This is a genomic window from Rhizobium sp. 10PS4 (genome assembly GCF_032464805.1).
GTDB classification, from domain to species: Bacteria; Pseudomonadota; Alphaproteobacteria; order Rhizobiales; family Rhizobiaceae; genus Rhizobium; species Rhizobium laguerreae.
In genome coordinates, this window is record NZ_JAWDIW010000001.1 from 151123 (window position 1) to 170273 (window position 19151).

Annotated in this window: 18 protein-coding genes and 1 pseudogene; 1 reads left to right on the forward strand and 18 read right to left on the reverse strand. The window is 60.6% G+C overall.

From position 1 onward, the window contains the following. Window positions 1-11: 11 nt before the first annotated feature. The 10 genes and pseudogenes from RWJ89_RS00710 to RWJ89_RS00755 form a co-directional block, all read right to left on the reverse strand. Window positions 12-1034 (reverse strand): class I SAM-dependent methyltransferase, encoded by a 1023-nt coding sequence (locus tag RWJ89_RS00710; protein ID WP_316030413.1) that lies wholly within the window; start codon window positions 1032-1034, stop codon window positions 12-14. Window positions 1035-1665: 631 nt separating this feature from the next. Beyond that, a pseudogene (locus RWJ89_RS00715) lies at window positions 1666-1756 on the reverse strand (HAD family phosphatase); the annotation flags it as partial. A 294-nt stretch (window positions 1757-2050) separates the two neighbouring features. Next, window positions 2051-2758, reverse strand: coding sequence for an ABC transporter ATP-binding protein (locus tag RWJ89_RS00720; RefSeq protein WP_168271984.1), 708 nt, complete (start codon window positions 2756-2758; stop codon window positions 2051-2053). Then, a complete protein-coding gene (locus RWJ89_RS00725; protein ID WP_316028161.1) occupies window positions 2755-3474 on the reverse strand; it encodes an ABC transporter ATP-binding protein in 720 nt (239 codons plus the stop codon). The genes RWJ89_RS00720 and RWJ89_RS00725 overlap by 4 nt, the downstream gene beginning before the upstream one ends. Then, the gene (locus RWJ89_RS00730) at window positions 3471-4412 is read right to left on the reverse strand and encodes a branched-chain amino acid ABC transporter permease (protein WP_164566215.1); all 942 of its coding nucleotides are present in this window, start codon (window positions 4410-4412) and stop codon (window positions 3471-3473) included. Before RWJ89_RS00730 ends, RWJ89_RS00725 begins: the two co-directional genes overlap by 4 nt. Window positions 4413-4503: 91 nt before the next feature. Further along, window positions 4504-5376: a branched-chain amino acid ABC transporter permease gene (locus RWJ89_RS00735; protein WP_222416046.1), complete on the reverse strand. Its 873-nt coding sequence runs from the start codon at window positions 5374-5376 to the stop codon at window positions 4504-4506. Between the two features lie 11 nt (window positions 5377-5387). Continuing rightward, window positions 5388-6641, reverse strand: coding sequence for an ABC transporter substrate-binding protein (locus tag RWJ89_RS00740; RefSeq protein ID WP_168271981.1), 1254 nt, complete (start codon window positions 6639-6641; stop codon window positions 5388-5390). Window positions 6642-6696: 55 nt separating this feature from the next. Beyond that, on the reverse strand, window positions 6697-8292 hold the full coding sequence (locus RWJ89_RS00745; protein WP_316030414.1) for a GMC family oxidoreductase: 1596 nt from the start codon (window positions 8290-8292) through the stop codon (window positions 6697-6699). A gap of 54 nt (window positions 8293-8346) precedes the next feature. Further along, a complete protein-coding gene (locus RWJ89_RS00750) occupies window positions 8347-9753 on the reverse strand; it encodes an aldehyde dehydrogenase family protein (protein WP_222060914.1) in 1407 nt (468 codons plus the stop codon). Between the two features lie 101 nt (window positions 9754-9854). Continuing rightward, window positions 9855-10811 (reverse strand): helix-turn-helix domain-containing protein, encoded by a 957-nt coding sequence (locus RWJ89_RS00755; RefSeq protein ID WP_246621818.1) that lies wholly within the window; start codon window positions 10809-10811, stop codon window positions 9855-9857. Between the two features lie 208 nt (window positions 10812-11019). Here RWJ89_RS00755 and hpaR point away from each other — a divergent pair, with 208 nt between their 5' ends. Beyond that, window positions 11020-11487, forward strand: a complete 468-nt coding sequence (gene hpaR / locus RWJ89_RS00760; protein WP_246621832.1) for a homoprotocatechuate degradation operon regulator HpaR — start codon at window positions 11020-11022, stop codon at window positions 11485-11487. 1 nt (window position 11488) lies between these two features. Here the strand turns inward: hpaR and hpaI are convergent, their stop codons facing one another. The 8 genes from hpaI to RWJ89_RS00800 form a co-directional block, all read right to left on the reverse strand. Next, window positions 11489-12295, reverse strand: coding sequence for a 4-hydroxy-2-oxoheptanedioate aldolase (hpaI, locus tag RWJ89_RS00765; protein WP_168281357.1), 807 nt, complete (start codon window positions 12293-12295; stop codon window positions 11489-11491). 11 nt (window positions 12296-12306) lie between these two features. Then, window positions 12307-13110 carry a 2-oxo-hept-4-ene-1,7-dioate hydratase gene (gene hpaH, locus RWJ89_RS00770; RefSeq protein ID WP_222060913.1) on the reverse strand — a complete coding sequence of 268 codons (804 nt, stop codon included), beginning with the start codon at window positions 13108-13110 and terminating at the stop codon, window positions 12307-12309. A 2-nt stretch (window positions 13111-13112) separates the two neighbouring features. Beyond that, the gene (locus tag RWJ89_RS00775) at window positions 13113-13982 is read right to left on the reverse strand and encodes a fumarylacetoacetate hydrolase family protein (RefSeq protein ID WP_222060912.1); all 870 of its coding nucleotides are present in this window, start codon (window positions 13980-13982) and stop codon (window positions 13113-13115) included. A 17-nt stretch (window positions 13983-13999) separates the two neighbouring features. Beyond that, entirely contained in the window at window positions 14000-15454 is a 1455-nt protein-coding gene (gabD, locus tag RWJ89_RS00780; RefSeq protein WP_222010819.1) for an NADP-dependent succinate-semialdehyde dehydrogenase, read from the reverse strand. 70 nt (window positions 15455-15524) lie between these two features. After that, window positions 15525-16505 (reverse strand): 3,4-dihydroxyphenylacetate 2,3-dioxygenase, encoded by a 981-nt coding sequence (hpaD, locus tag RWJ89_RS00785; protein WP_168271973.1) that lies wholly within the window; start codon window positions 16503-16505, stop codon window positions 15525-15527. A gap of 64 nt (window positions 16506-16569) precedes the next feature. After that, complete coding sequence (gene hpaE / locus RWJ89_RS00790) at window positions 16570-18087, reverse strand: 5-carboxymethyl-2-hydroxymuconate semialdehyde dehydrogenase (protein ID WP_316030415.1); 1518 nt, start codon at window positions 18085-18087, stop codon at window positions 16570-16572. Window positions 18088-18135: 48 nt separating this feature from the next. Further along, on the reverse strand, window positions 18136-18522 hold the full coding sequence (locus RWJ89_RS00795) for a 5-carboxymethyl-2-hydroxymuconate Delta-isomerase (protein WP_168271971.1): 387 nt from the start codon (window positions 18520-18522) through the stop codon (window positions 18136-18138). A 107-nt stretch (window positions 18523-18629) separates the two neighbouring features. Further along, on the reverse strand, window positions 18630-19142 hold the full coding sequence (locus tag RWJ89_RS00800) for a flavin reductase (RefSeq protein WP_168271970.1): 513 nt from the start codon (window positions 19140-19142) through the stop codon (window positions 18630-18632). Window positions 19143-19151: the final 9 nt, after the last annotated feature.

Below are 19151 nucleotides of genomic sequence, written 5' to 3' on the forward strand. Positions count from 1 at the left end.
CGGTCGACCGGCTATTCAAAGAGAATAACGCTTGCCGGAGTTGGCGGCATCGATTTGATCGTGACGCCGGCAAGACCGGCAAGTCTTGCCATCTCAGTCAACTCACTTTGCGTATAAGCCTGGCCAGCCGGCGTGCTAGCGAGCATCTCCCAGGAGAAGGCTGCGGGAAAAGGCGGCGACACGCCATCTTCGTTCGGCACGAAATCGACCGCGACGATCCGACCATGCTCTGCAAGGCTGGCGATGATCCTTCGTAACAGTTGGACACATGTCGGCAAATCGAAGTGGTGCAGAAAATTCGGAAGCAGGACAAGATCATAACCCGTGCCCCACTCAACATCGAAAGCACTGCCGGCTATCGTCCGGTACCGGTCAGCCACGCCGGCTTTTTCCGCATTCTGCCTCGACAGCGCTAATACGGCGGCCCAGTCGACGGCGACGATCTCCGCCGTTGGAAAGGCCTTCGCAATTTCGATCCCGAAAACGCCTGGACCTGCAGCGATGTCCAACACCTTTTTGGGAGGCCTCGGCCAGCCGGAGATTTCGCCAGCCAGCATTTTGGCGCTGAGCCCGGTAAAGGAGCCCATGCCGTGCGCAAACTTCAACCAGACGGGGTTGTCTGCCGACACGTTCGCAAGCCCGGCCGAACCGCCTTTTCGCACGACGGCGGCCGGATCGCGCAGAAAATTATCCAGTATTTCGGGTGCGGCCGTGAACTCAACGGCCGCGCCCATATAGGCCGGCGAATTGCGATCGAGGAACATTCTGGTCGAGGGCGTCATTCGGTACTGTCCGCTCTCCTTTGTCAGGAAACCATGTACCACAAGGTAGTCGCACAGGATGCGCACCCCACGCTCCGAGGCGCTTGTTGCCGACGCCAGCGATGCTGCAGTCTTGCCCTCGTTTATATGAGTAAAGAGATCGAGCTCGATCGCCGCCCTTATAGCCGCCGTCTTTCGACACGCAAACAGTGCATCGACTACGAGTTCGGGCGACACTACGCCAACACGGGCGTCCTCGACGATTGTTTCCATGGGATCTCCAGAGCCCTCGATCAATCTTGCCCAGCAGCGGCAGCCGCGGAAATTATGCGCATATCCGCATATTCTACAATACTTATCGCGCTAACCCTATCGGGTGCCCGCCTCAAATGGCCGAGCTGTCCTGCCGGCCCGCCGACACCATGGCACGCGTTGCAGACCGGCGAGGCTGAGGTTCAATGCGGCAGGACTCAAAGAGCTGTCGACTTGCTTGGTATTGTGTGTCCCGGAATCGCAGAGAGTGGAAAATGAAATCTAGATCGCTCATTTTTGCTCTATCCGCGCTGCTTGCGACGGCTGTGAATGCCGCGGAGGACGAAGCTCTGCCACCTTACTTCGCACCACTTATAGCGGGACAGGGAGGGGAGATCGAAGGATGCTACACGGCAATCCTGGCACGCGATGGATTGGACTCCCCTGGATCGTGTCCCGGGAGGTGGTGTAGGTCGCGTGCTACTTCGACCTAAAATGACGAATACCCATGCTGCGAATCGCAAACGGGCCTATCCAACCAATTTTATCGGCACGTTTGCTGATTTGAAGTAAGCTGAAATTTTGTGCGATTGCCTTCGACCGCTCATGCAATCAGCGAGTCGAGCTGCGGATCACGCATGTTAGACCACCAGCGCGCTTCCGGGCGCAGTCACCAGGTCGGCCTCGGCGCCGCGCGCCCGCTGTACGAAGGTCTTCATGTCGGTCCAGTCTTCGCCAACCAGCCCGTTTCGGTCTTCCCTGACTATATGGTGAGCGGATATCCGTGCCGGAAAGCTTGCTCCACTCTTTCCTGAATGGTCGCTGCCGGTGGGCGGCATTTACGCTATGTTTCCGCCAGCCCGTTTCCGGCCAACCAAGGTGAGGATGTTTCTTGACTCTGCTTCTCGCGGCGGAACGAAACCGCCGGGAAACGATCGGGTTACAAGGAGGGTCGAAGAGGTTCGGCCTAACCTGCCAGTATCGATGCAACTGTCTCCCCGACCATTGCTCCGATGATGGGCGGCAGGACGTGGAACTCAGGCGAGATAGGCCTTGTGCAGAATGTCGGGATTTTGCCGCAGTATCTCCGGCGCCCCGCTGAAAGAAAACCGGCCGCGCGACAGGACATGCGCGTCGTGTGCCTCTTTAAGCGCGAGAGCAGTAAACTGCTCGATCAGCAGGATACCGGTTCCCTGGGCCGCGAGACGGGACAGCACGGCCATCAGCCGTTTGACGACCAGCGGCGCGAGCCCAAGCGACATCTCGTCGGCAAGGATGAATTTCGGGCGGGCAACGAGGCCCTGGCCCAGAGCTAGCATCTGCTGCTGACCGCCGGACATGGAGCCGGCACGCTGCTTCTTGCGCTCTGCCAGTTCCGGGAAGATGGCATAGACCTCGTCCACCGCCTTTGCGGCGTCTGCTGCCGATTGCTGAAAGCCTGCGGCCTGCAGGTTGTCCTCGACATTGAGGCCTGAAAGCACGCGGTGGCCTTCCGGTACCGCTGCAATGCCCGCGGCCCGCACAACCTCCGGCGATTGCCCGGAAACGACCCGTCCATCGACCGCCACCGTACCCGAGGCGACCGGCTGCGCACCGGCAATCGCCAGCACCAGCGAACTCTTGCCGGCGCCATTGGGGCCGAGAAGGGCGGTGATGCGACCGCTTTGCAATGTGAAGCTCAGATCATCGATGACCCGCTTGCCGCCGCGCTCGACTGACAAATTGCTGACCGTAAACGTGCTCATGCAGCCACATCCTCCATGCCGATATAGACTGCGCGGACCTTCGGATCCGTCAGCACAGCCGCAGTCGCGCCAACGGCAATCAGCGACCCGAAATCGAGCACCATCGTGTCCTGGCAGACAGCCTGAATGAGATCGACGTCGTGGTCGATCAGCAGCGTCGTTGCGCCGTTGAACGCCCTGATGCCGTCGATGATCTGGCGAAGCCTGTCAACTTCGCCCTGTGAAAACCCGGCGCCGGGTTCATCGAGGAGGATCAGCCTCGGCTTGCCGACAACGCAGCGGGCAATCTCGACCATCCGGCGTTCGAAGGCGTTGAGGCCAGCGGCGTTCAGACCACGAACGGCGGAAAGGCCCACGAACTCCAGAGCGGCCATCAGCGCACGTTCGCGATCGTTTCCCGACATTGCAAGGGGGTCGAGTACGACGCGAACATTGTCCTCGACCGACAGTTCATCGACCACCTGCTCCTTCTGGAAGGAACGGCGCAGCCCCCAGCGTGCCCGCTGATGCGGTGCGAGAGGGAGAATATCTGCTCCATCCATAGTGATCTGGCCGGACTGGGGTGTGACGAAGCCGGACAGGACATTGAGGAAGGTGGTCTTGCCGGCTCCGTTCGGGCCGATGATGCCGAAGACCGGCTTATCGAGGATGACGGTCAGGCAGTTGAGCGCGGTGACACCGCCGAAGGTGACGGTGACGTCGTCGATCGAGATCATCGCTTCTCCTCCCGTGAGCGCAAAACTCTGACCGCATCGGTCAACTGACCGGCGAGGCCTTTCGGCGCGGTGATCAGGGCGTGGATCAGGGCAAGGCCGAAGATCACATAGGCGGTATCGCCATTGATACCGAGGTCGTTGAGGTAGGCCGGTACCAGCCGGTAGAGCAGGGCGGCAATCACCGCGCCATACCAATGCCATGCACCGCCAACGATGGTCAGCGCGAAGATCATCACCGATTCTGCTGGCGGAAAGGAACGGGCGTCGAGAAGCTGGAGATTGCCCGCCAGAAGAGCGCCGGCGATTCCGGCCAGAAAGCCGGACAGGGCAAAACCCCAGACCTTGTAGAGCGTCACGTCAACGCCGGCTGCCATGGCGGAGGCCTCGCTCTTGCGGATCAGCGCCCAGCCCCGGCCGGCGCGGCTGCGCTCGTGCCAGTCGATCAGCAGGAACCCAAACGCCACGACCACCATGCAATAGCGGAAATAGGCGCTGTCCGACGCCGCCAGGTATGGACGCGGCATGTAGGTGACGGCCTGGACGGCAAAACCGGTCAGGCCGCCGCCGCCGTTGGGGAACTGCAAGACGTTGATGAGGATGCCGAAACCGCCAGCGGCCATTAGGGTGATCAGCGCCAGATAGAGACCGCGCATGCGCAGCGCCGGATAAGCGAGGACCATGCCGATCACTCCGGCAAACAAGCCGCCGGACAGGAGGTTCAGTTCGAACGGCAGGCCGAGGCCATGGGCAAGGCGTAGCGCGATCCATCCGCCGCAGCCCATCAGCGCCACCTGCGCAAGGGATACCAGCCCCAGCCGGCGATACAACAATGCGATGCTGGCGGCGGTCAGCGTATAAATTGCAGTGCCGGTCAACACCTTCACCCAGAGCGCATTGGCGGCGAGGGGCACGATGACGGCCATCGCAGTGAAAAACATCTGTGGCGCGTATCTCTGCAATAGTGGTCTCAAGGCCGTAGGGGGTGTGGAGATTTTAGCGGCGAGCGGTTCGATGACGGTTTGCATGGCGTCAATCCTGTCCGGCGAATGTCAGCTTGCGGCCGCGCTGCATCCACATCATCGCAATAATCGCGACAATGAAGGGGGTGGCAACGCGGAAGGGCGCCAACGGTTTGTAGAGGGTCAGCAGGCTTTCGAACATGCCGATGACGAGCCCGGCGGCGAAGGTCGCGGGGATTGAGGCAAGTCGGCCGATGATGGTCGTGGCAATGATCGGGATCACAAGAAAGGTCAGCACCGCCGGATCGAGCCGGACGAGGGTGGCAAACAACAGACCGGTGAAGCCGGCAAGAACGCCGGATATGCCCCAGGCGAAAGTTTCGACGCGCCTGACCGGTGTTCCGAGGATGGCCGCAATTTCGCGGTTGTCGGCAAGCGAACGCATCATCAGGCCCATGCGCGTGCGGGCGAGGAACAATCCCATGCCGAGTGTCACGCCGATGCCAGCAGCCAGTGCGATCAACCGCGTCGCGGTCACGCGCAAACCGACGATCGACAGTGAGAGGCTGTCGGGTGTCAACGAAAGCTTGCGCGGCGTGACGGTCCAGATCAGGTTCATAACGCCGAGCAGTGCAAGCGCTAACCCGAGGGTCGCCACCGCCTTGACCACCGGTTCACGATGAGCAAGTCCCGGGGCGATCAGCCGGCCGAACGCCAGAGACAGGACCAGCGCGATGCCGATACAGGCGAGCCAGGCAATGGGTTCCGGCCAGTTCCACTGCAACAGTTGCCAGGCGGTCATGGCACCTGCGGCGCCCATGGCGCCGTAGGCAAAATTCAGCACGCCCGTGGCGCGGTTGAGAAGCACCAGCCCGACGCCGCCGAGGGCATAAAGCGCCCCAACGGCAAGGCCGGAAACCAGGAACAGGCCGAGAGCGTTCATCGCGTATCCAATCAGTTGGTGATGCCGAGTTCTTTTTCAGCGGCGCGGATCGGATCGAGATAGGCGCTGTCGACGTCCGCGCATTTGCTGATGACCTTGAAGCCGTTGCCTGAGATCTGCACCATCATGTTGGCATGGTTCGGCATATGCCGGTCCGCCTTGCCGACATAGTATGGTCCACACAACAGGTCGGAGTTCTCGTTCTTGATCTGCTGAATGGCTTCGGTCACCGAGGCCCGATCGATCTTGGCCGGATCGAGCTTCAACAGGGCATCGACGAAGAAACGTGCCGAGAGATAGCCGGACTGGCTGAAGGTGTCGCGGGGATCCTCTGGCTGGGCATGCTTCTGCATGACCTCCCGCCAGTTGGCGGCGTCAGGTTCTGTGCCGTCGATCGGGGTCAACTCGATGTTGACGTTCATCACGCCGTCCCAATAGGCACCAAGCATGCCGGGGACGTCGGCATCATAGAGCGGGGTCGAGGAGATCCACTTGAAATTGTCGCGAAGATTCTGTTCCTCGACCGCTTTGAGGTAGGCGGCCGCCATGCCGGCGGGCAGGTTCACGAGGACCGTGTCGGCACCGCTGGCGACCGTTTCCAGCACAGAAGCATTCATGTCGGCGGCGGCTGGGTCAAGCAGGATGCTTGTTCCTGCCAGCCCCTTTGCCTGCATGTATTTTTCCGTCCAGCCGCAGGAATAGGGGCCGACCGACGGAATGGTGAGGCCAATGCACACGACATTCGTCGCGCCGAGATTGCCGACGGCCCATTGCGCCGCACCGACGCTGGAGGGCAAAGGCCCTTCATTGGTGGAAACGATGTTCGAGGATTCGAAGCACTCCGCCACGGCACACGCCGAGGCCATCGCCATGACGCCTTCGTCGGCATAGAGTTTGGCGTTGACGCCCATTTCGACGAACGACCCGTTGCCGACAAGGGCTACGACCTGCTCGTCCTTTACCAGCTTGGTCGCGACCTGACTGGCGACTTCCGGATTCCACTGGTCGTCTTCAACCAGATACTCGATCGGTCGGCCATTGATGCCGCCGTTTTCGTTGACGCAATTGAAATAGGCTCGCGCCGCGTCGGCGGACGACGAGAAGTCATCGGGGCCTGTCTGGCCGACCACGGCGCCCACCTTTATCGGTTCACCGGCCGCTTTCTGGCCGTTGCTGAGCCCGCAGGCGGGGGCCGCGAAGGCCGAGCCGCCGCTGAAGATGATCGCGGCGGTCGATGCAGCAAGAAACAGAGTTGTCTTGGTCATGTGTTCTCCTCCCAAAGAAACGTTGCATGAAAGTCAAAAAGGGCGCCGCTTTCGCTTATGCGGCGGCCTCCTTGCCGAGAATGAAGCGGGCTGCGCGCTCGCCGATCATGATGCAGGGCGCATTGGTGTTGCCGGACACGAGCGTCGGCATGATGGAGGCATCGGCGACCCGAAGTCCCTCGACGCCGCGCACTTTCAGATCCTCTCCTACGACCGCCATGCGATCTTCGGCGGGGCCCATCTTGGCGGTGCCCGCCGGATGGAAAACGGTTTTGGAGATGCTCCGGATATAGTTGCGCAGGGAAGTCGGATCTTTCTCGATGCCAGGTTCCGGCAGAACCCGCCGCTTGACGATCCGCGCAAGGGACGGAGCCTCGGTGATCCGGATCGCCCATTCGACACCGCGCACAAGCGTTTCCAGATCAGCCGGATTGGAGAAGGAATTTGCGTGAAACAGGGCTCTGTCCTTCGGATCGGCCGAGCGCAACTTTACCGTGCCACGGGATTGGGGCCGCAGGAAGCAGGGGCCGATCGAAATGCCGTGGCCGGGGACGGCGGCGCGTTCGCCAAATCCGACGAAGCTTGGCAGCACATGGAACTGGACATCGGGCTGTCCGGTGCCGGCCGTATCGACGAAACCACCGGATTCCACGACGCTCGAGGTCAGCAAGCCGGTTTTGGTCAGCAGGTATTGCAGCATGTGGCCAGCGGCCCTGAGCCCTTTGTCCTGCCCGAACATTGAGATCGGATCCTTGACCTCGACCTGAACGGTGGCCTCGAGATGGTCCTGGTAGTTCTCGCCGACGCCGGGCAGATCGGAAACGACGCCGATGCCATGGCTCTGCAGATGGGCGGCGTCGCCGATACCGGACAGCTGCAGGATTTTAGGCGTAGCGAGTGCGCCGGACGTCAGAACGACCTCGCTGCGGGCTTTGTACGTTGTGCCTGTCTCCGTCAGGACGCCGACGGCCTTCTTGCCCTCGAAAAGCACCTTGTGAACGCGCGTACTGGTCAGGATCGTCAGATTGGGACGCTTTTCGGCGTCGCGCAGGAAGGATTGCGCGGAACTCCAGCGCCGGCCGTTATGGGTCGTCGTCTGATAGAAGCCGACGCCCTCCTGGACCTTGCCGTTGAAATCCTCGTTATAGGGGATGCCTGCTTCCTGCGCAGCGCGGATGAACGCCCAAGACAGGGCGTGGCCGAAGCGACGGTCGGAAACCTTAAGTTCGCCCTCTGCGCCATGGAATTCGCCGGAGAGACGCTGATTGCCCTCGACAGCCCGGAATGCCGGCAGCACCTTGTCGTAGGACCAGTTGCGGCAGCCCATCTGGGCCCAGGTGTCATAATCTTCCCGCTGGCCACGAATGTAGATCATCGCATTGATCGAACTGCCGCCGCCGATGACATGGCCCTGCGGCACGACGTTCGGCTTGCCGTTCAGGCCCTTGTCCGGTTCCGAGGCATAGAATTGGACGTCCTTGCCCCTTTCGATGACTTTGAAAAATGTCGCCGGAATATGGATGAACTTGTCGGCATCCCGCGTGCCGCTCTCGATGAGCAGCACTTTGTTGCCGGGGTTCTCGGAGAGACGCGCGGCAACGACGCAACCAGACGAGCCGCCGCCCACGATAATGTAGTCAAATTCGTTCATGATAGGCTCCATCGCGGCAGCGCAGGAAAAACAGCGCGTGCCGGGTGTTTCACGTCAGCAGAAGACGGTCTGGATAGTGGTGAATTCCTTCAACCCGTCGGCACCGAATTCGACGCCGATACCGGATTGCTTTACCCCGCCGAACGGAGCATTCGGCTGGATTGCACCATGCTTGTTGATCCAGACCGAACCGCATTCGAGACGGCTTGCGACCTCTTTCGCCCTGGCGAGATCCGCCCCCCATACCGAGCCGCCGAGACCGGCCGGATTGTCGTTGGCCTTTCTGATCGCCTCTTCGACATCGCTGTAGCGGATGATCGGAAGGGCCGGGCCGAACTGCTCAAGATCGACGAGCTTGGCACCATGATCGATGTCGGCGACCAGCGTCACCGGATAGAAATAGCCGGGGCCGCCGTTGGGATTGCCACCGGTCAGAATGCGCCCACCTCTGGCTCTCGCCTCCTCGACAAAGGAGGCGACGATCTCGTACTGCATGCTGTTCTGCACCGGACCCAGCACCGAACTTTCCTCCATGCCGTCGCCGACCGGGATGTTGGCGGCGTAGGCGGCGAGATGCTCGCAGACAGCGTCGTAGATGCTGTCATGAACGTAGAGGCGCTTCAGGCAGGCACAGGTCTGGCCGTTGTTGATGAAGGCACCCCAGAACAGCCCCTCGGCGATTGCTTTCGGGTCAGCATCGGGCAGGACGATCCCGGCGTCATTTCCACCGAGTTCCAGGGTCAAACGCTTCAGCGTATCGACCGCGCTGGCCATGACCTTCTTGCCGGTAGCAGTGGAGCCGGTGAAGGTAACCTTGGCGATGCCGGGATGGGCGGTCAGTGCGGCGGCGATCTCGTTTTCACCCGTAACGACGTTGACAACACCGGGCGGCAGAACCTCGTTCATCAACTCCACGAGTCGGATCGTCGATAGCGGTGTCAGCGGTGATGGTTTGATGATGACGGTGTTGCCGGTGCGGATCGCCGGTATGATGTGCCAGCAGGCGATCATCACCGGCCAGTTCCAGGGCGTGATCGAGGCGACGACGCCGATCGGCTTGCGATGCAATTCGACGCGGCCCTCCGGCGCATCCTGAAGCACCTCGATGGGAAGTTCGATTTCCGCGGTATGGCGGGTCCAGGCGAGCGCGCCGCCGATTTCAAAACGCGAACCGAGACCGTTGAGCGGCTTGCCCTGCTCGAGGGTCAGCAATTGCGCGATTTCCTCGGCATGGGCTTCGATCTTGGCAGCAACGGCCCGGCACGCATCGGCAAGCTCGGTGCTGGATTTCAGCTTCCACGTCGCGAATGCCAGGCCGGCTGCTTCCACTGCGGCATTAAGGTCGGCGTGGGTCGCCATCGGCATGGCACCGACGATGTCGCCGGTGGATGGGTTGCGAATGTCCACGTGATGTGCGGTTTCCACCGCGGTACCGCCGATGAGCAGCGTATAGCGCTTCATGTCGAACTCCTCCCAAAGCAATGTTTCGAGAGGCATTCAATTCCATGTGCGCCGCGCTGTCTTGGGCTCCGGCGCGGTCTGAATAGGACAAAAACGCGACTCTAGTGCTGCAGGATGTCTTTCGGCGAGCAGTCGAAGGCTTTGCGGAAGCAGCGGTTGAAATAGGAGATGTCGTTGAAGCCGGCGGAATAGGCAACTTCGGCGATAGTTGGCGCGGACGGTCCGTTCTTCATCTGGAGCAGCTGTTCGTGAACCAGGTGCAGGCGCCGCAGGCGGATAAGAGATGTCGCCGTGGTTCCAAGTGCCGAGAAGTCATCCTGCAGCGTGCGCAACGAGATGCCAACCTTGTCGGCCAGCCACTGAGGCGTCAGGTGTTCGTCGGTGAGGTGCCGGTCGATCAGAATCTGGACGATTTCCAATCGCCCGCCTGGACTATCAACCGGAAAAGACTGATCCGGGTCCTCATCCATTGCAAAGGCCTGACGCGTGGCGCTGAACAGCAACTCTCTCAAATTCTGTGCCCGCTTGTCCTGTGCATCGGTGCGGATCAGCTTGGCGACCAGCGCCCGCAACATCGCCGACATGGGGTCTTCGGCTTCGAGCCGCCGCGAGATCTCCACCTGTGCGGCCTTGCCGGCGACGATCAACTGGCGCGGCAGGTGGACGGACAGATGGTTGGAAAAATGACCGCCGAAATGAAAGATTGAGGGTGCCGAGCTGTCCACCAGAATGCAGTCGCCCGGCGCGATGATTGATTGGCGACCCCGCTGCTCGATGCCGCAGGTTCCCTCCAGTTGCAACAACAGGAACAGGTTCTCGCCGTAGTCACGCTTGATGTCGATGAAGTCGCGATGGATGATGTCGAGATCGTTGGCCACCTGTGCCAGTTCCAGACCGCCAGCGTCCATGATCGTAGCGCTGCCGGTGACGACCTTGCATTCGACGCGGCGCGAATTGAAGCTCCCGCAGATTGATTTCAGCTGATCAGTCCAGTCGTCCACGGGAGTTACTGGCCATTGCTTGGGGATCAGGGCCCCGAATTCCACCATTTGCTGCATGTTAGCCTCCTCCCAAAGACTAAATGAAAAATCGCCGGCTCCGCCGAGATAGTTTCTATGTTAAGGAAATACTCTTCGTGACCTTTGTCAACTTTATTGCGGTTCGATCCCGTAGGATCTGCGAATACCCGCGATTGCACAAGCGCCGAAACACCGGATAGAAAGAACCAGCATGAAGAATGAACCGATCGACGATAGAGAAAGTGGCATGGGTTCTGCCGGCCCCGCTTCCCGCGAGCGGCGCTCGCTTGCGATTGGGCTCCTGCGCGCCCGTGAAGCGGTGATGAGCCACTTTCGGCCAATCCTTGCGGCCCATAACGTGACCGAGCAGCAGTGGCGGGTGATCCGCGCGCTGGCTGAGGCAGGAACGCTGGATGCCACCGAAGTCGCGGAAAAGGCTTTCATTCTGGCCCCAAGCCTCACCCGCATGATCCGCTCGCTCGAGGAGCGTGATTTCATCACCAAGCACAAGGACAAGGCGGATGGGCGGCGGGTGCTTCTAAAGCTTGCGCCGCCCGGCAGAGCCATCATTGACGAGGTGATGCCGGACAGCCGTCGGGTCTATGCGGACATCGATGCCCGCTTCGGTGCAAGCCGCGTCGAAGAATTGCTCAACATGCTTGACGACCTTGCCGCCCTGAAACTTGACGGCAAGCCAAGCGGCGAAGACGTTTAGGTCAGTAGGTGTTTGCAGTCGCCACCGCCTTGGCCGTCGTGGCAACCCGAAAATCGGAAAGCAGCTTTGTCGTGGCATTGGCGAGCAGCGTCACATCGTTGCCGATAGCAACGAAGGTCGCGCCCAGTTCAAGATAACGCTTGGCAAGATTAAGGTCGCCAGTGAGAATGCCCGCAGCCTTGCCATGGCTCTGGATTCGCAAAAGCGCGCGTTCGACCTCGGCCTGGACCTCCGATGCGCCTGGCTTACCGAGATAGCCCATATCGGCAGCGAGATCGGCGGGCCCGATGAACACGCCGTCCACGCCTTCGGTGGAAGTGATAGCGTCCAGCGCCGCGAGACCCGCCCGGCTTTCGATCTGCAATAGCAGGCAGATCTCGTCATTGGCGGTTTGCAGATAGTCGGGAATACGGTTGAACGCAGAGGCCCGCGCCAGGGCAGCGCCAACGCCGCGCACGCCGTGCGGCGGATAGCGCACGGCTTTCACCATGGCGTCTGCAAGTTCCTTGCTGTCGACCATCGGCACAAGCAGGGTTTGCGCGCCGATATCGAGCAACTGCTTAATGATATGGGTCTCACCGATCGGCGGGCGGATGATCGCATGACTGCCGCTTCCCTTCATCGCCTGCAACTGGGACACCAGAAGCGGGATGTCATTGGGCGCGTGCTCGGCGTCGAGCAGAAGCCAGTCATAGCCGGCTCCAGCGGAGATTTCGACCGTGTAGGGATTGGCCAGCGCCTGCCAGAGACCGATCTGGGGCGCGCCTTCCCGCAGCGCTTGTTTGAAAGTGTTCTTGGGGGCAGGCATGATGGCGATCCTTATTCGAAGAACAGGCTGACGGTGCCGTAGGGTCCGAAGTCGCCGACAATGGTGTCGCCATGCCGGGCTTCGATCGGCCGGATGAAGGAGCCGGCGAGCACGATCTGTCCCGCTTCGATGCCGTCGCCGTATTGCGCCAGCCGGTTGGCAAGCCAGGCGATGCCGCGCGCTGGTTGGTTGAGCACGCCAGCACCAAGTCCAGTTTCCTCGACCTCGGCGTTGCGGCTGACGATCGCACCCATCCAGCGCATGTCGATCTGGTCCGGGCGCACCGCGCGCCCGCCGGTAACAATGCCCGCATTGGCGGCATTGTCGGAAATCGTGTCATGGACCGTGCGGGCCTTTTTCGTTTCCGGGTCGATGCGCAGGATGCGGGTATCGAGAATTTCGAGCGCCGGTGTCACATAGTCGGTGGCGTTCAGCACGTCGAAGACGGTGACGCCCGGCCCCTTCAGCGGCGCCTTCATCACAAAGGCGATTTCGGCCTCGATGCGGGGCTGGATGAAACGGTCTTCGGAAACGGTCGCGCCATCCTCGAAAACCATGTCATCGAAGAGCACACCGGAATCCGGGATATTGATATTCAGCGCATATTGCATGGCCTTGGAGGTCAGTCCAATCTTCCAGCCGATCACCTTGCGGCCCGCGGCGATCTTCCTTTGCACCCAGGCGCCCTGGATCGCATAGGCATCGTCCATAACGATCTGCGGGTATTGCAGGGACAGGAGCCCGGTCTGCACGCGGGTGCGCTCGGCCTCGTCGAGACGGGTTGCGGCTTCCTCGATCTGGTCTTTGGTCAGCATGCTCAAACCTCGTCGGCGATCGTGTTGCGTAAGATGCCGATGCCGTCGGCTTCGACTTCCACGACATCACCGGGCTTCAGCCAGATTGGGGGATCGAAACGCGCGCCGGCGCCGGTCGGAGTACCCGTGACGATTACATCGCCCGGCACCAGCGTGGTGAAGGTCGAGATGTAGTTAATGATCTTGCGGAAGGAGAAGATCATGCGGCTTGTACGATCCGACTGGCGAACCTCGCCATTGATGCGGGTTTTTAGCTCGATGTCAGCCAGTTGGTTTTCGTCGACGTAGGGCACGAGCCAAGGGCCGATCGAGCCGGTGCGGTCAAAATTCTTGCCCTGTGTCACGTTGAACTTGGCATGGCGGACCCAGTCGCGGATCGTGCCTTCATTGCAGAGAGAAAGTGCTGCAACGTGATCGAGCGCCTGCGCTTCGGGAATGCGCCGGCCGCCCTTGCCGATAACGATGACGATCTCACCTTCGTAGTCGAGCTGCGGGCTTTCCGGTGGACGGATCAACGGTTGGTCATGGCCGGTGAAGGACCGCGGAAAGCGAATGAACAAGGACGGATTGGCGGGCGCCGACTGGCCGTCCTTGTATTCCTCGTTGCGGTCCGGGAAGTTCACGCCGACGCAGATCAGCTTTTCCGGCTGGGGAATCGGGATTTCGTAAGTGACCTCGGACAGCGGGAAATCGGCAGGAAGGCTCTTTGCGTCTTCGGCCAGCAAGGTGAGTGCGCCTGCTTCGATAACTTCCCGCAAGGTCGGCCATTTCGATCCATGACGAGCGGAGAGATCGACAACTCCTGTCTCGATCAGAAGGCCATAACCGGTGCTGCCATTGCGGGAAAAGCTGACGAACTTGGGATGAGACATGGTTTCTCCTTGCCTCCTCAGGCGATGCCGCCGAGGCAAACATATTTGATTTCGATGAAGTCCTCGATACCGTATTTCGACCCCTCGCGTCCGAGGCCGGAAAGCTTCACGCCGCCAAAAGGCGCCTCGGCGGTCGAGATCAGACCGGTATTGACGCCGACCATGCCGTATTCGAGTGCCTCGGCGACGCGGAAGACGCGGGCGAGGTCCTTTGCATAGAAATAGGACGCCAGGCCGAATTCGGTGTCATTGGCCTGCGCGATGACATCATTCTCGTCCTTGAACCGGAAGAGAGGCGCAAGCGGTCCAAAAGTCTCTTCATGCGCCACCACCATGTCTGGCGTGACATCGGCGAGCACCGTCGCTTCGAAGAAGGTGCCGCCCAGTTCGTGTCGCCTGCCGCCCTGGATCAGGCGTGCGCCTTTGGCCAGCGCGTCGGAGACATGCTCCTCGACCTTAGCCACGGCAGCTTCATCGATCAGCGGCCCGAGGATAACGCCTTCATCCAGGCCGTTGCCGGTTTTCAGCTTGCCGACGGCCGTTGCCAGCTTCTCGGCAAAGGCGTCATAGACACCCTCCTGGACATAGAGCCGGTTGGCGCAGACGCAGGTCTGGCCGTTGTTGCGAAACTTGGCGATCAGGGCGCCTTCGACGGCAGCATCGAGGTCGGCATCGTCAAAGACGATGAAGGGCGCGTTGCCGCCGAGCTCCAGGCCCAGCTTCTTGATGGTCGGCGCGCACTGGCGATAGAGTTCGGCCCCGATCTCAGTCGAACCGGTAAATGTCAGCTTGCGGACGATCGAGCTCTCTGTCAGTGCGCCGCCGATCTCGCGGGCTGAACCGGTGAGCACGCTGAACAGACCGAGAGGCAGGCCGGCGCGTTCGGCAAGGACGGCCAGAGCAATGGCAGAAAAAGGGGTCTGAGACGCCGGTTTCAGAACCACGGCACAGCCTGCGGCCAGTGCCGGGCCAGTCTTGCGGGTAACCATGGCATTGGGGAAATTCCAGGGTGTGATAGCGGCCACCACGCCGATGGGCTGCTTGAGCACTAGGATTCGCTTGTCAATCTGGTGTCCGGGAATGATGTCGCCGTAGACGCGACGCGCTTCCTCCGCGAACCACTCGATGAAGCTTGCGCCATAGGCAATTTCACCCTTGGCCTCGGCCAGCGGTTTGCCCTGCTCAAGCGTCAGGATGCAACCGAGGTCATCCTGGTTCGCCATCATCAGCTCGAACCATTTGCGCAGGATGGCCGAGCGCTCCTTGGCGGTGCGTGCAGCCCATTCTTTTTGCGCGCGTTCGGCCACGACGATAGCGTCACGGGTCTCCGTCGCGCCGAGCTTCGGCACGCGGCCGATGATTTGGCCTGTTGCCGGATTCGTAACCTCAATGGCATTGTCCGGATCGGCCTCGATCCATTGGGTCCCGACCAGTACGGCCTGTCGAAAGAGCGTCGGATCCTTGAGCTGCATGGTCGCTTCTCGCTTGCTGTGCAAAAAATGGCAGACCCGAAGGTCCGCCAGGTGGGGAGGTCTGGGAAGTTTAAGGAGCGATGATCGGCTGGGCTTTGAGGTCGGAATCGCGTACCGGCGTATCGGCAAAAACGCTGCCATGCTCGAACCAGGATTTTGGCGCGGGCGCTCCCCAGAGCGTCTGGCGCTGCGGATCCTTAAGGTCCCACTTGATCGGCTCGAGGTCCGGATCGACCGTCTGGTAGTCCGAGCAGTAAATCTCGATACGATGACCATCCGGATCGAGAATGTAGAGAAAAAAGGCGTTCGAAATACCGTGGCGGCCAGGGCCACGCTCGATATTGGCAACCCAACCGGTCGTCGCCATCAGGTCGAGCAGGTCGATAATGTTGAGGGGCGTCGGAACCCAGAAGGCGGTGTGATGCATGCGCGGGCCGGTGCCGTTGGTAAAGGCGATGTCATGCACGCCGCCCTTTCGGTGGGTCCAGGCAGCCCAAAGGCGGCCTGTTTCCTCGTCCGCCGTGTATTCCGTCACCCGGAAGCCGATCTCGTTGTAGAAGGCGACCGACTCGTCCACATTGGGCGAGAAGCAGTTGAAGTGATCAATGCGCAGCGGCTTCACGCCCCTGTAAAGCGCGTATTTCTGATGGATCGGCGGCAGGCGGTCCATCCTGGAATAGAATTCGAGCGGAATTCCGTGCGGGTCGCGGGTGCGGAAGGTGCGCGACTGGTAGGGACGCTCGACCCATTCCACCGGCAAGCCCTTGCCTTTGAAGAAATGCGCTGCCTTGTCGAGTTCTGCCTCGTCATAGACCTTGAAGCCCAGGTCGCGCGCTTCCGACTTATCGGATTTCTTCAACACGATGCAGTGATGCCCGCGCTCTTCCATCGCCCGCAGATAAATCGTGTCGGCGGTCTCGTCCGTCACCTGCAGGCCGAGCGTATCGACATAGAAGGCGCGCGACTTTTCGAGATCCTTGACGCCGAATTCGACATGGCTGAGGCGCACGATGTTGAAGGGCGGGTAGAGATTGGGTGCAGGCAGTGCCATTGGGTCCTCCTCCGGCCTGTCTCACTCCATGAAACAGGCACTCGTGTTCGTTGTTTTCTGAAAATCAGCCACCCAGCTTCTGGATGGCGTGGGGCTTCGTGGCGAAGGCGACGTTCTTCGTTTCCATGTAGAAATCAAAGGACCAGTCGCCGCCGTCGCGGCCGATGCCGGAATTCTTGACGCCGCCGAAGGGCGTGGGCAGATGTCGCACATTTTCCGAGTTCACCCAGATCATGCCCGCCTCAAGATGGTCAGTGAAGCGGAAGGCGCGGGTGAGATCCGACGTCCATAGGTAGCCCGTCAGGCCGTATTGGACGTCGTTGGCAAGCGCGAGGGCCTCGGCTTCATCCCTGAACGGTATCGCTGTGAGCACCGGTCCAAAAATCTCTTCCTGCGCGATGCGCATCTGGTTGTGGGCACCGGTGAAAAGCGTCGGCGAGACATAGCAGCCACCGCCCGGTCCATCGAATTTCGCCCCGCCAGCTGCAACGGTTGCGCCTTCGGCCTTGCCGACGCCGATATATTCGAGAACCTTCGTCTCATGCACCGGATGGATCAGCGGGCCGATCACCGTTTCCGGATCGAGCGGATGGCCGACTTTGATGCGCGTGGCTTTCTCGGCGACCATCGTGGTGAACGTGTCATAAACGCTCTCTTCGACCAGCAGTCGCGAGGACGAGGTGCAGCGTTCGCCGTTCAGCGAGTAGATCATGAATACGGCCGCATCGGCAGCGCGTTCGAGATCGGCGTCGGCAAAGACGATGACGGGATTTTTTCCGCCGAGTTCGAAATGGACCCGTTTCAAGGTGTCGGCGCCCTGTTTCATGATCATGGAGCCGGTGCGGCTTTCGCCGACGAAGCCGATGGCCTTGATCAGCGGATGTTCGGTCAAAGCCTTGCCAGCATCTTCACCCAATCCGTTGACGAGGTTCCATACACCCTTGGGCAGCCCGGCATCTTCTGCGATTTCGACCAGCAGGCGAGCAGTCAGCGGCGAAAATTCGGCCGGCTTATGGACGATCGTGCAACCGCTCGCGAGCGCCGGCGCGATCTTCCAGGTGGACAGCATGAACGGTGTATTCCACGGTGTTATGACGCCTACCGGACCGATCGGGTTGCGCGTTGTGATGTTCACCTGGCCATCGGCGCGCAAGGATTTGCCGTCACGAGCTTCCGGCGCACGGTCGGCAAAGAAACGGAAATTCTCAGCGCCGCGCAAGGCAGCCTTGGCCATGAACTTCAACGATTGTCCGGTGTCCATGCACTCGACAAAGGCAATTTCCTCAGCCCGCGCCACGATGGCATCGGCGATTTTGTGCAGCAGCTTCTTGCGGGCTGTGCCATCCATGGCGGCCCAGGCCGGGAACGCAGCCTTGGCAGCCTTCGCCGCGCGGTCTATATCTTCCGCCTTGCCACGAGCGATGTTGGCAAGCGGCTTCAGATCGACCGGCGAAATCGTTTCAAACGTCGAACCGTCGGCTGCAGCGACGTCCTCGCCTCCAATGCGATTCAAGACGCCGTTGTCCCCGAACCGGGCGAGATAGGCTTGCGCCTTGGTGATGTTTTCCTCAAGTATGGACATGGAATGATCCTTGGCTCAACCGCTCGCGATACCAGCGGCAGTCTGGGGTTATTTGCCGCGCAGGCGCGGATGGATGGCGTTATTCTTCCAGCTCAACTCCGCGTCGATCTCCCGGATTTCCAGCGACAGCGCGAAGTGGGGGGTGTCAAAGAGCTGGGCCAGGGCGGCGCTTGCCGCGGCAAACAAAGCGTCGCCCGTACGCTTCTTCTCTTCTGCGCTGCGGCCCGCGCCGACACGGAAATTGAGGTCGATGAAGCTGTTTTCGGCAAGTCGGTCGGCGACGGCGTAGTGATCAGCTTTCAGCGCCCGCACACGGACGGCTCCGATTTCAAACAGGCCCGTTTCCAGAACCGTTTCAAGCAAGGTGCCGCAAAGGGCTCCCATATCGGCGCGACCTTCCAGGTTGGCCGAATATTCGACGGTCAAATGTGGCATGTGTCCTCCCAGATGCCGATATATTTAACATGTTAACTATTTAGTCATATGTCAAGGGAGATTTTGAAATCCCTTTGAAGGTTCCCGACATGAGCGGCTGCCTGGAATCAACCGCCGAAGCTGCCGGTCTGTGTCGGCACATGCACATAGTTACGGTCGAAATACAGAAGCGCGTGCCCGTCCTTGCGCGAGCGGATTTCGACGACCTCTCCGATCAGAATGTTGTGCGTCCCGACCGGCCGCGCCTCGATCAGGCGGCAGTCGAAGGAGACGATCGAGTTGGCGAGAGCCTGGTTCCCGGACAACAGGTTGATCCAGTCGGCGGCTGCATAGCGCGCATCCATGTCGCTTTGCTGTCCGGCAAAATAGCTGGCCAGATCCTTGTGTTCCGGCGTCAGGACGTTGACGCAGAACCGACGGTTTTCAACAAAGATACCCGTCTGGGCTGATCGGCTGTTCATGCAGACAAGCAAGGTTGGGGGCTCGTCCGTGACCGAGCACATGGCTGTCGCCGTGAACCCGCCGCGGCCGGCGGATCCGTTGGTGGTGATGACATTGACGGGAGCGCATACCCTCGCCATCGCATTGCGAAATTCGGTCTTCGAGACAGAAGCGGCCATCACACCACC

Bases quoted from the DNA above. Each gene is read 5' to 3' on its own strand.
- RWJ89_RS00710 (WP_316030413.1), bottom strand. From the start codon at position 1,034: ATGGAAACAATCGTCGAGGACGCCCGTGTTGGCGTAGTGTCGCCCGAA.
- RWJ89_RS00720 (WP_168271984.1), bottom strand. From the start codon at position 2,758: ATGAGCACGTTTACGGTCAGCAATTTGTCAGTCGAGCGCGGCGGCAAG.
- RWJ89_RS00725 (WP_316028161.1), bottom strand. From the start codon at position 3,474: ATGATCTCGATCGACGACGTCACCGTCACCTTCGGCGGTGTCACCGCG.
- RWJ89_RS00730 (WP_164566215.1), bottom strand. From the start codon at position 4,412: ATGTTTTTCACTGCGATGGCCGTCATCGTGCCCCTCGCCGCCAATGCG.
- RWJ89_RS00735 (WP_222416046.1), bottom strand. From the start codon at position 5,376: ATGAACGCTCTCGGCCTGTTCCTGGTTTCCGGCCTTGCCGTTGGGGCG.
- RWJ89_RS00740 (WP_168271981.1), bottom strand. From the start codon at position 6,641: ATGACCAAGACAACTCTGTTTCTTGCTGCATCGACCGCCGCGATCATC.
- RWJ89_RS00745 (WP_316030414.1), bottom strand. From the start codon at position 8,292: ATGAACGAATTTGACTACATTATCGTGGGCGGCGGCTCGTCTGGTTGC.
- RWJ89_RS00750 (WP_222060914.1), bottom strand. From the start codon at position 9,753: ATGAAGCGCTATACGCTGCTCATCGGCGGTACCGCGGTGGAAACCGCA.
- RWJ89_RS00755 (WP_246621818.1), bottom strand. From the start codon at position 10,811: ATGCAGCAAATGGTGGAATTCGGGGCCCTGATCCCCAAGCAATGGCCA.
- hpaR (WP_246621832.1), top strand. From the start codon at position 11,020: ATGGGTTCTGCCGGCCCCGCTTCCCGCGAGCGGCGCTCGCTTGCGATT.
- hpaI (WP_168281357.1), bottom strand. From the start codon at position 12,295: ATGCCTGCCCCCAAGAACACTTTCAAACAAGCGCTGCGGGAAGGCGCG.
- hpaH (WP_222060913.1), bottom strand. From the start codon at position 13,110: ATGCTGACCAAAGACCAGATCGAGGAAGCCGCAACCCGTCTCGACGAG.
- RWJ89_RS00775 (WP_222060912.1), bottom strand. From the start codon at position 13,982: ATGTCTCATCCCAAGTTCGTCAGCTTTTCCCGCAATGGCAGCACCGGT.
- gabD (WP_222010819.1), bottom strand. From the start codon at position 15,454: ATGCAGCTCAAGGATCCGACGCTCTTTCGACAGGCCGTACTGGTCGGG.
- hpaD (WP_168271973.1), bottom strand. From the start codon at position 16,505: ATGGCACTGCCTGCACCCAATCTCTACCCGCCCTTCAACATCGTGCGC.
- hpaE (WP_316030415.1), bottom strand. From the start codon at position 18,087: ATGTCCATACTTGAGGAAAACATCACCAAGGCGCAAGCCTATCTCGCC.
- RWJ89_RS00795 (WP_168271971.1), bottom strand. From the start codon at position 18,522: ATGCCACATTTGACCGTCGAATATTCGGCCAACCTGGAAGGTCGCGCC.
- RWJ89_RS00800 (WP_168271970.1), bottom strand. From the start codon at position 19,142: ATGGCCGCTTCTGTCTCGAAGACCGAATTTCGCAATGCGATGGCGAGG.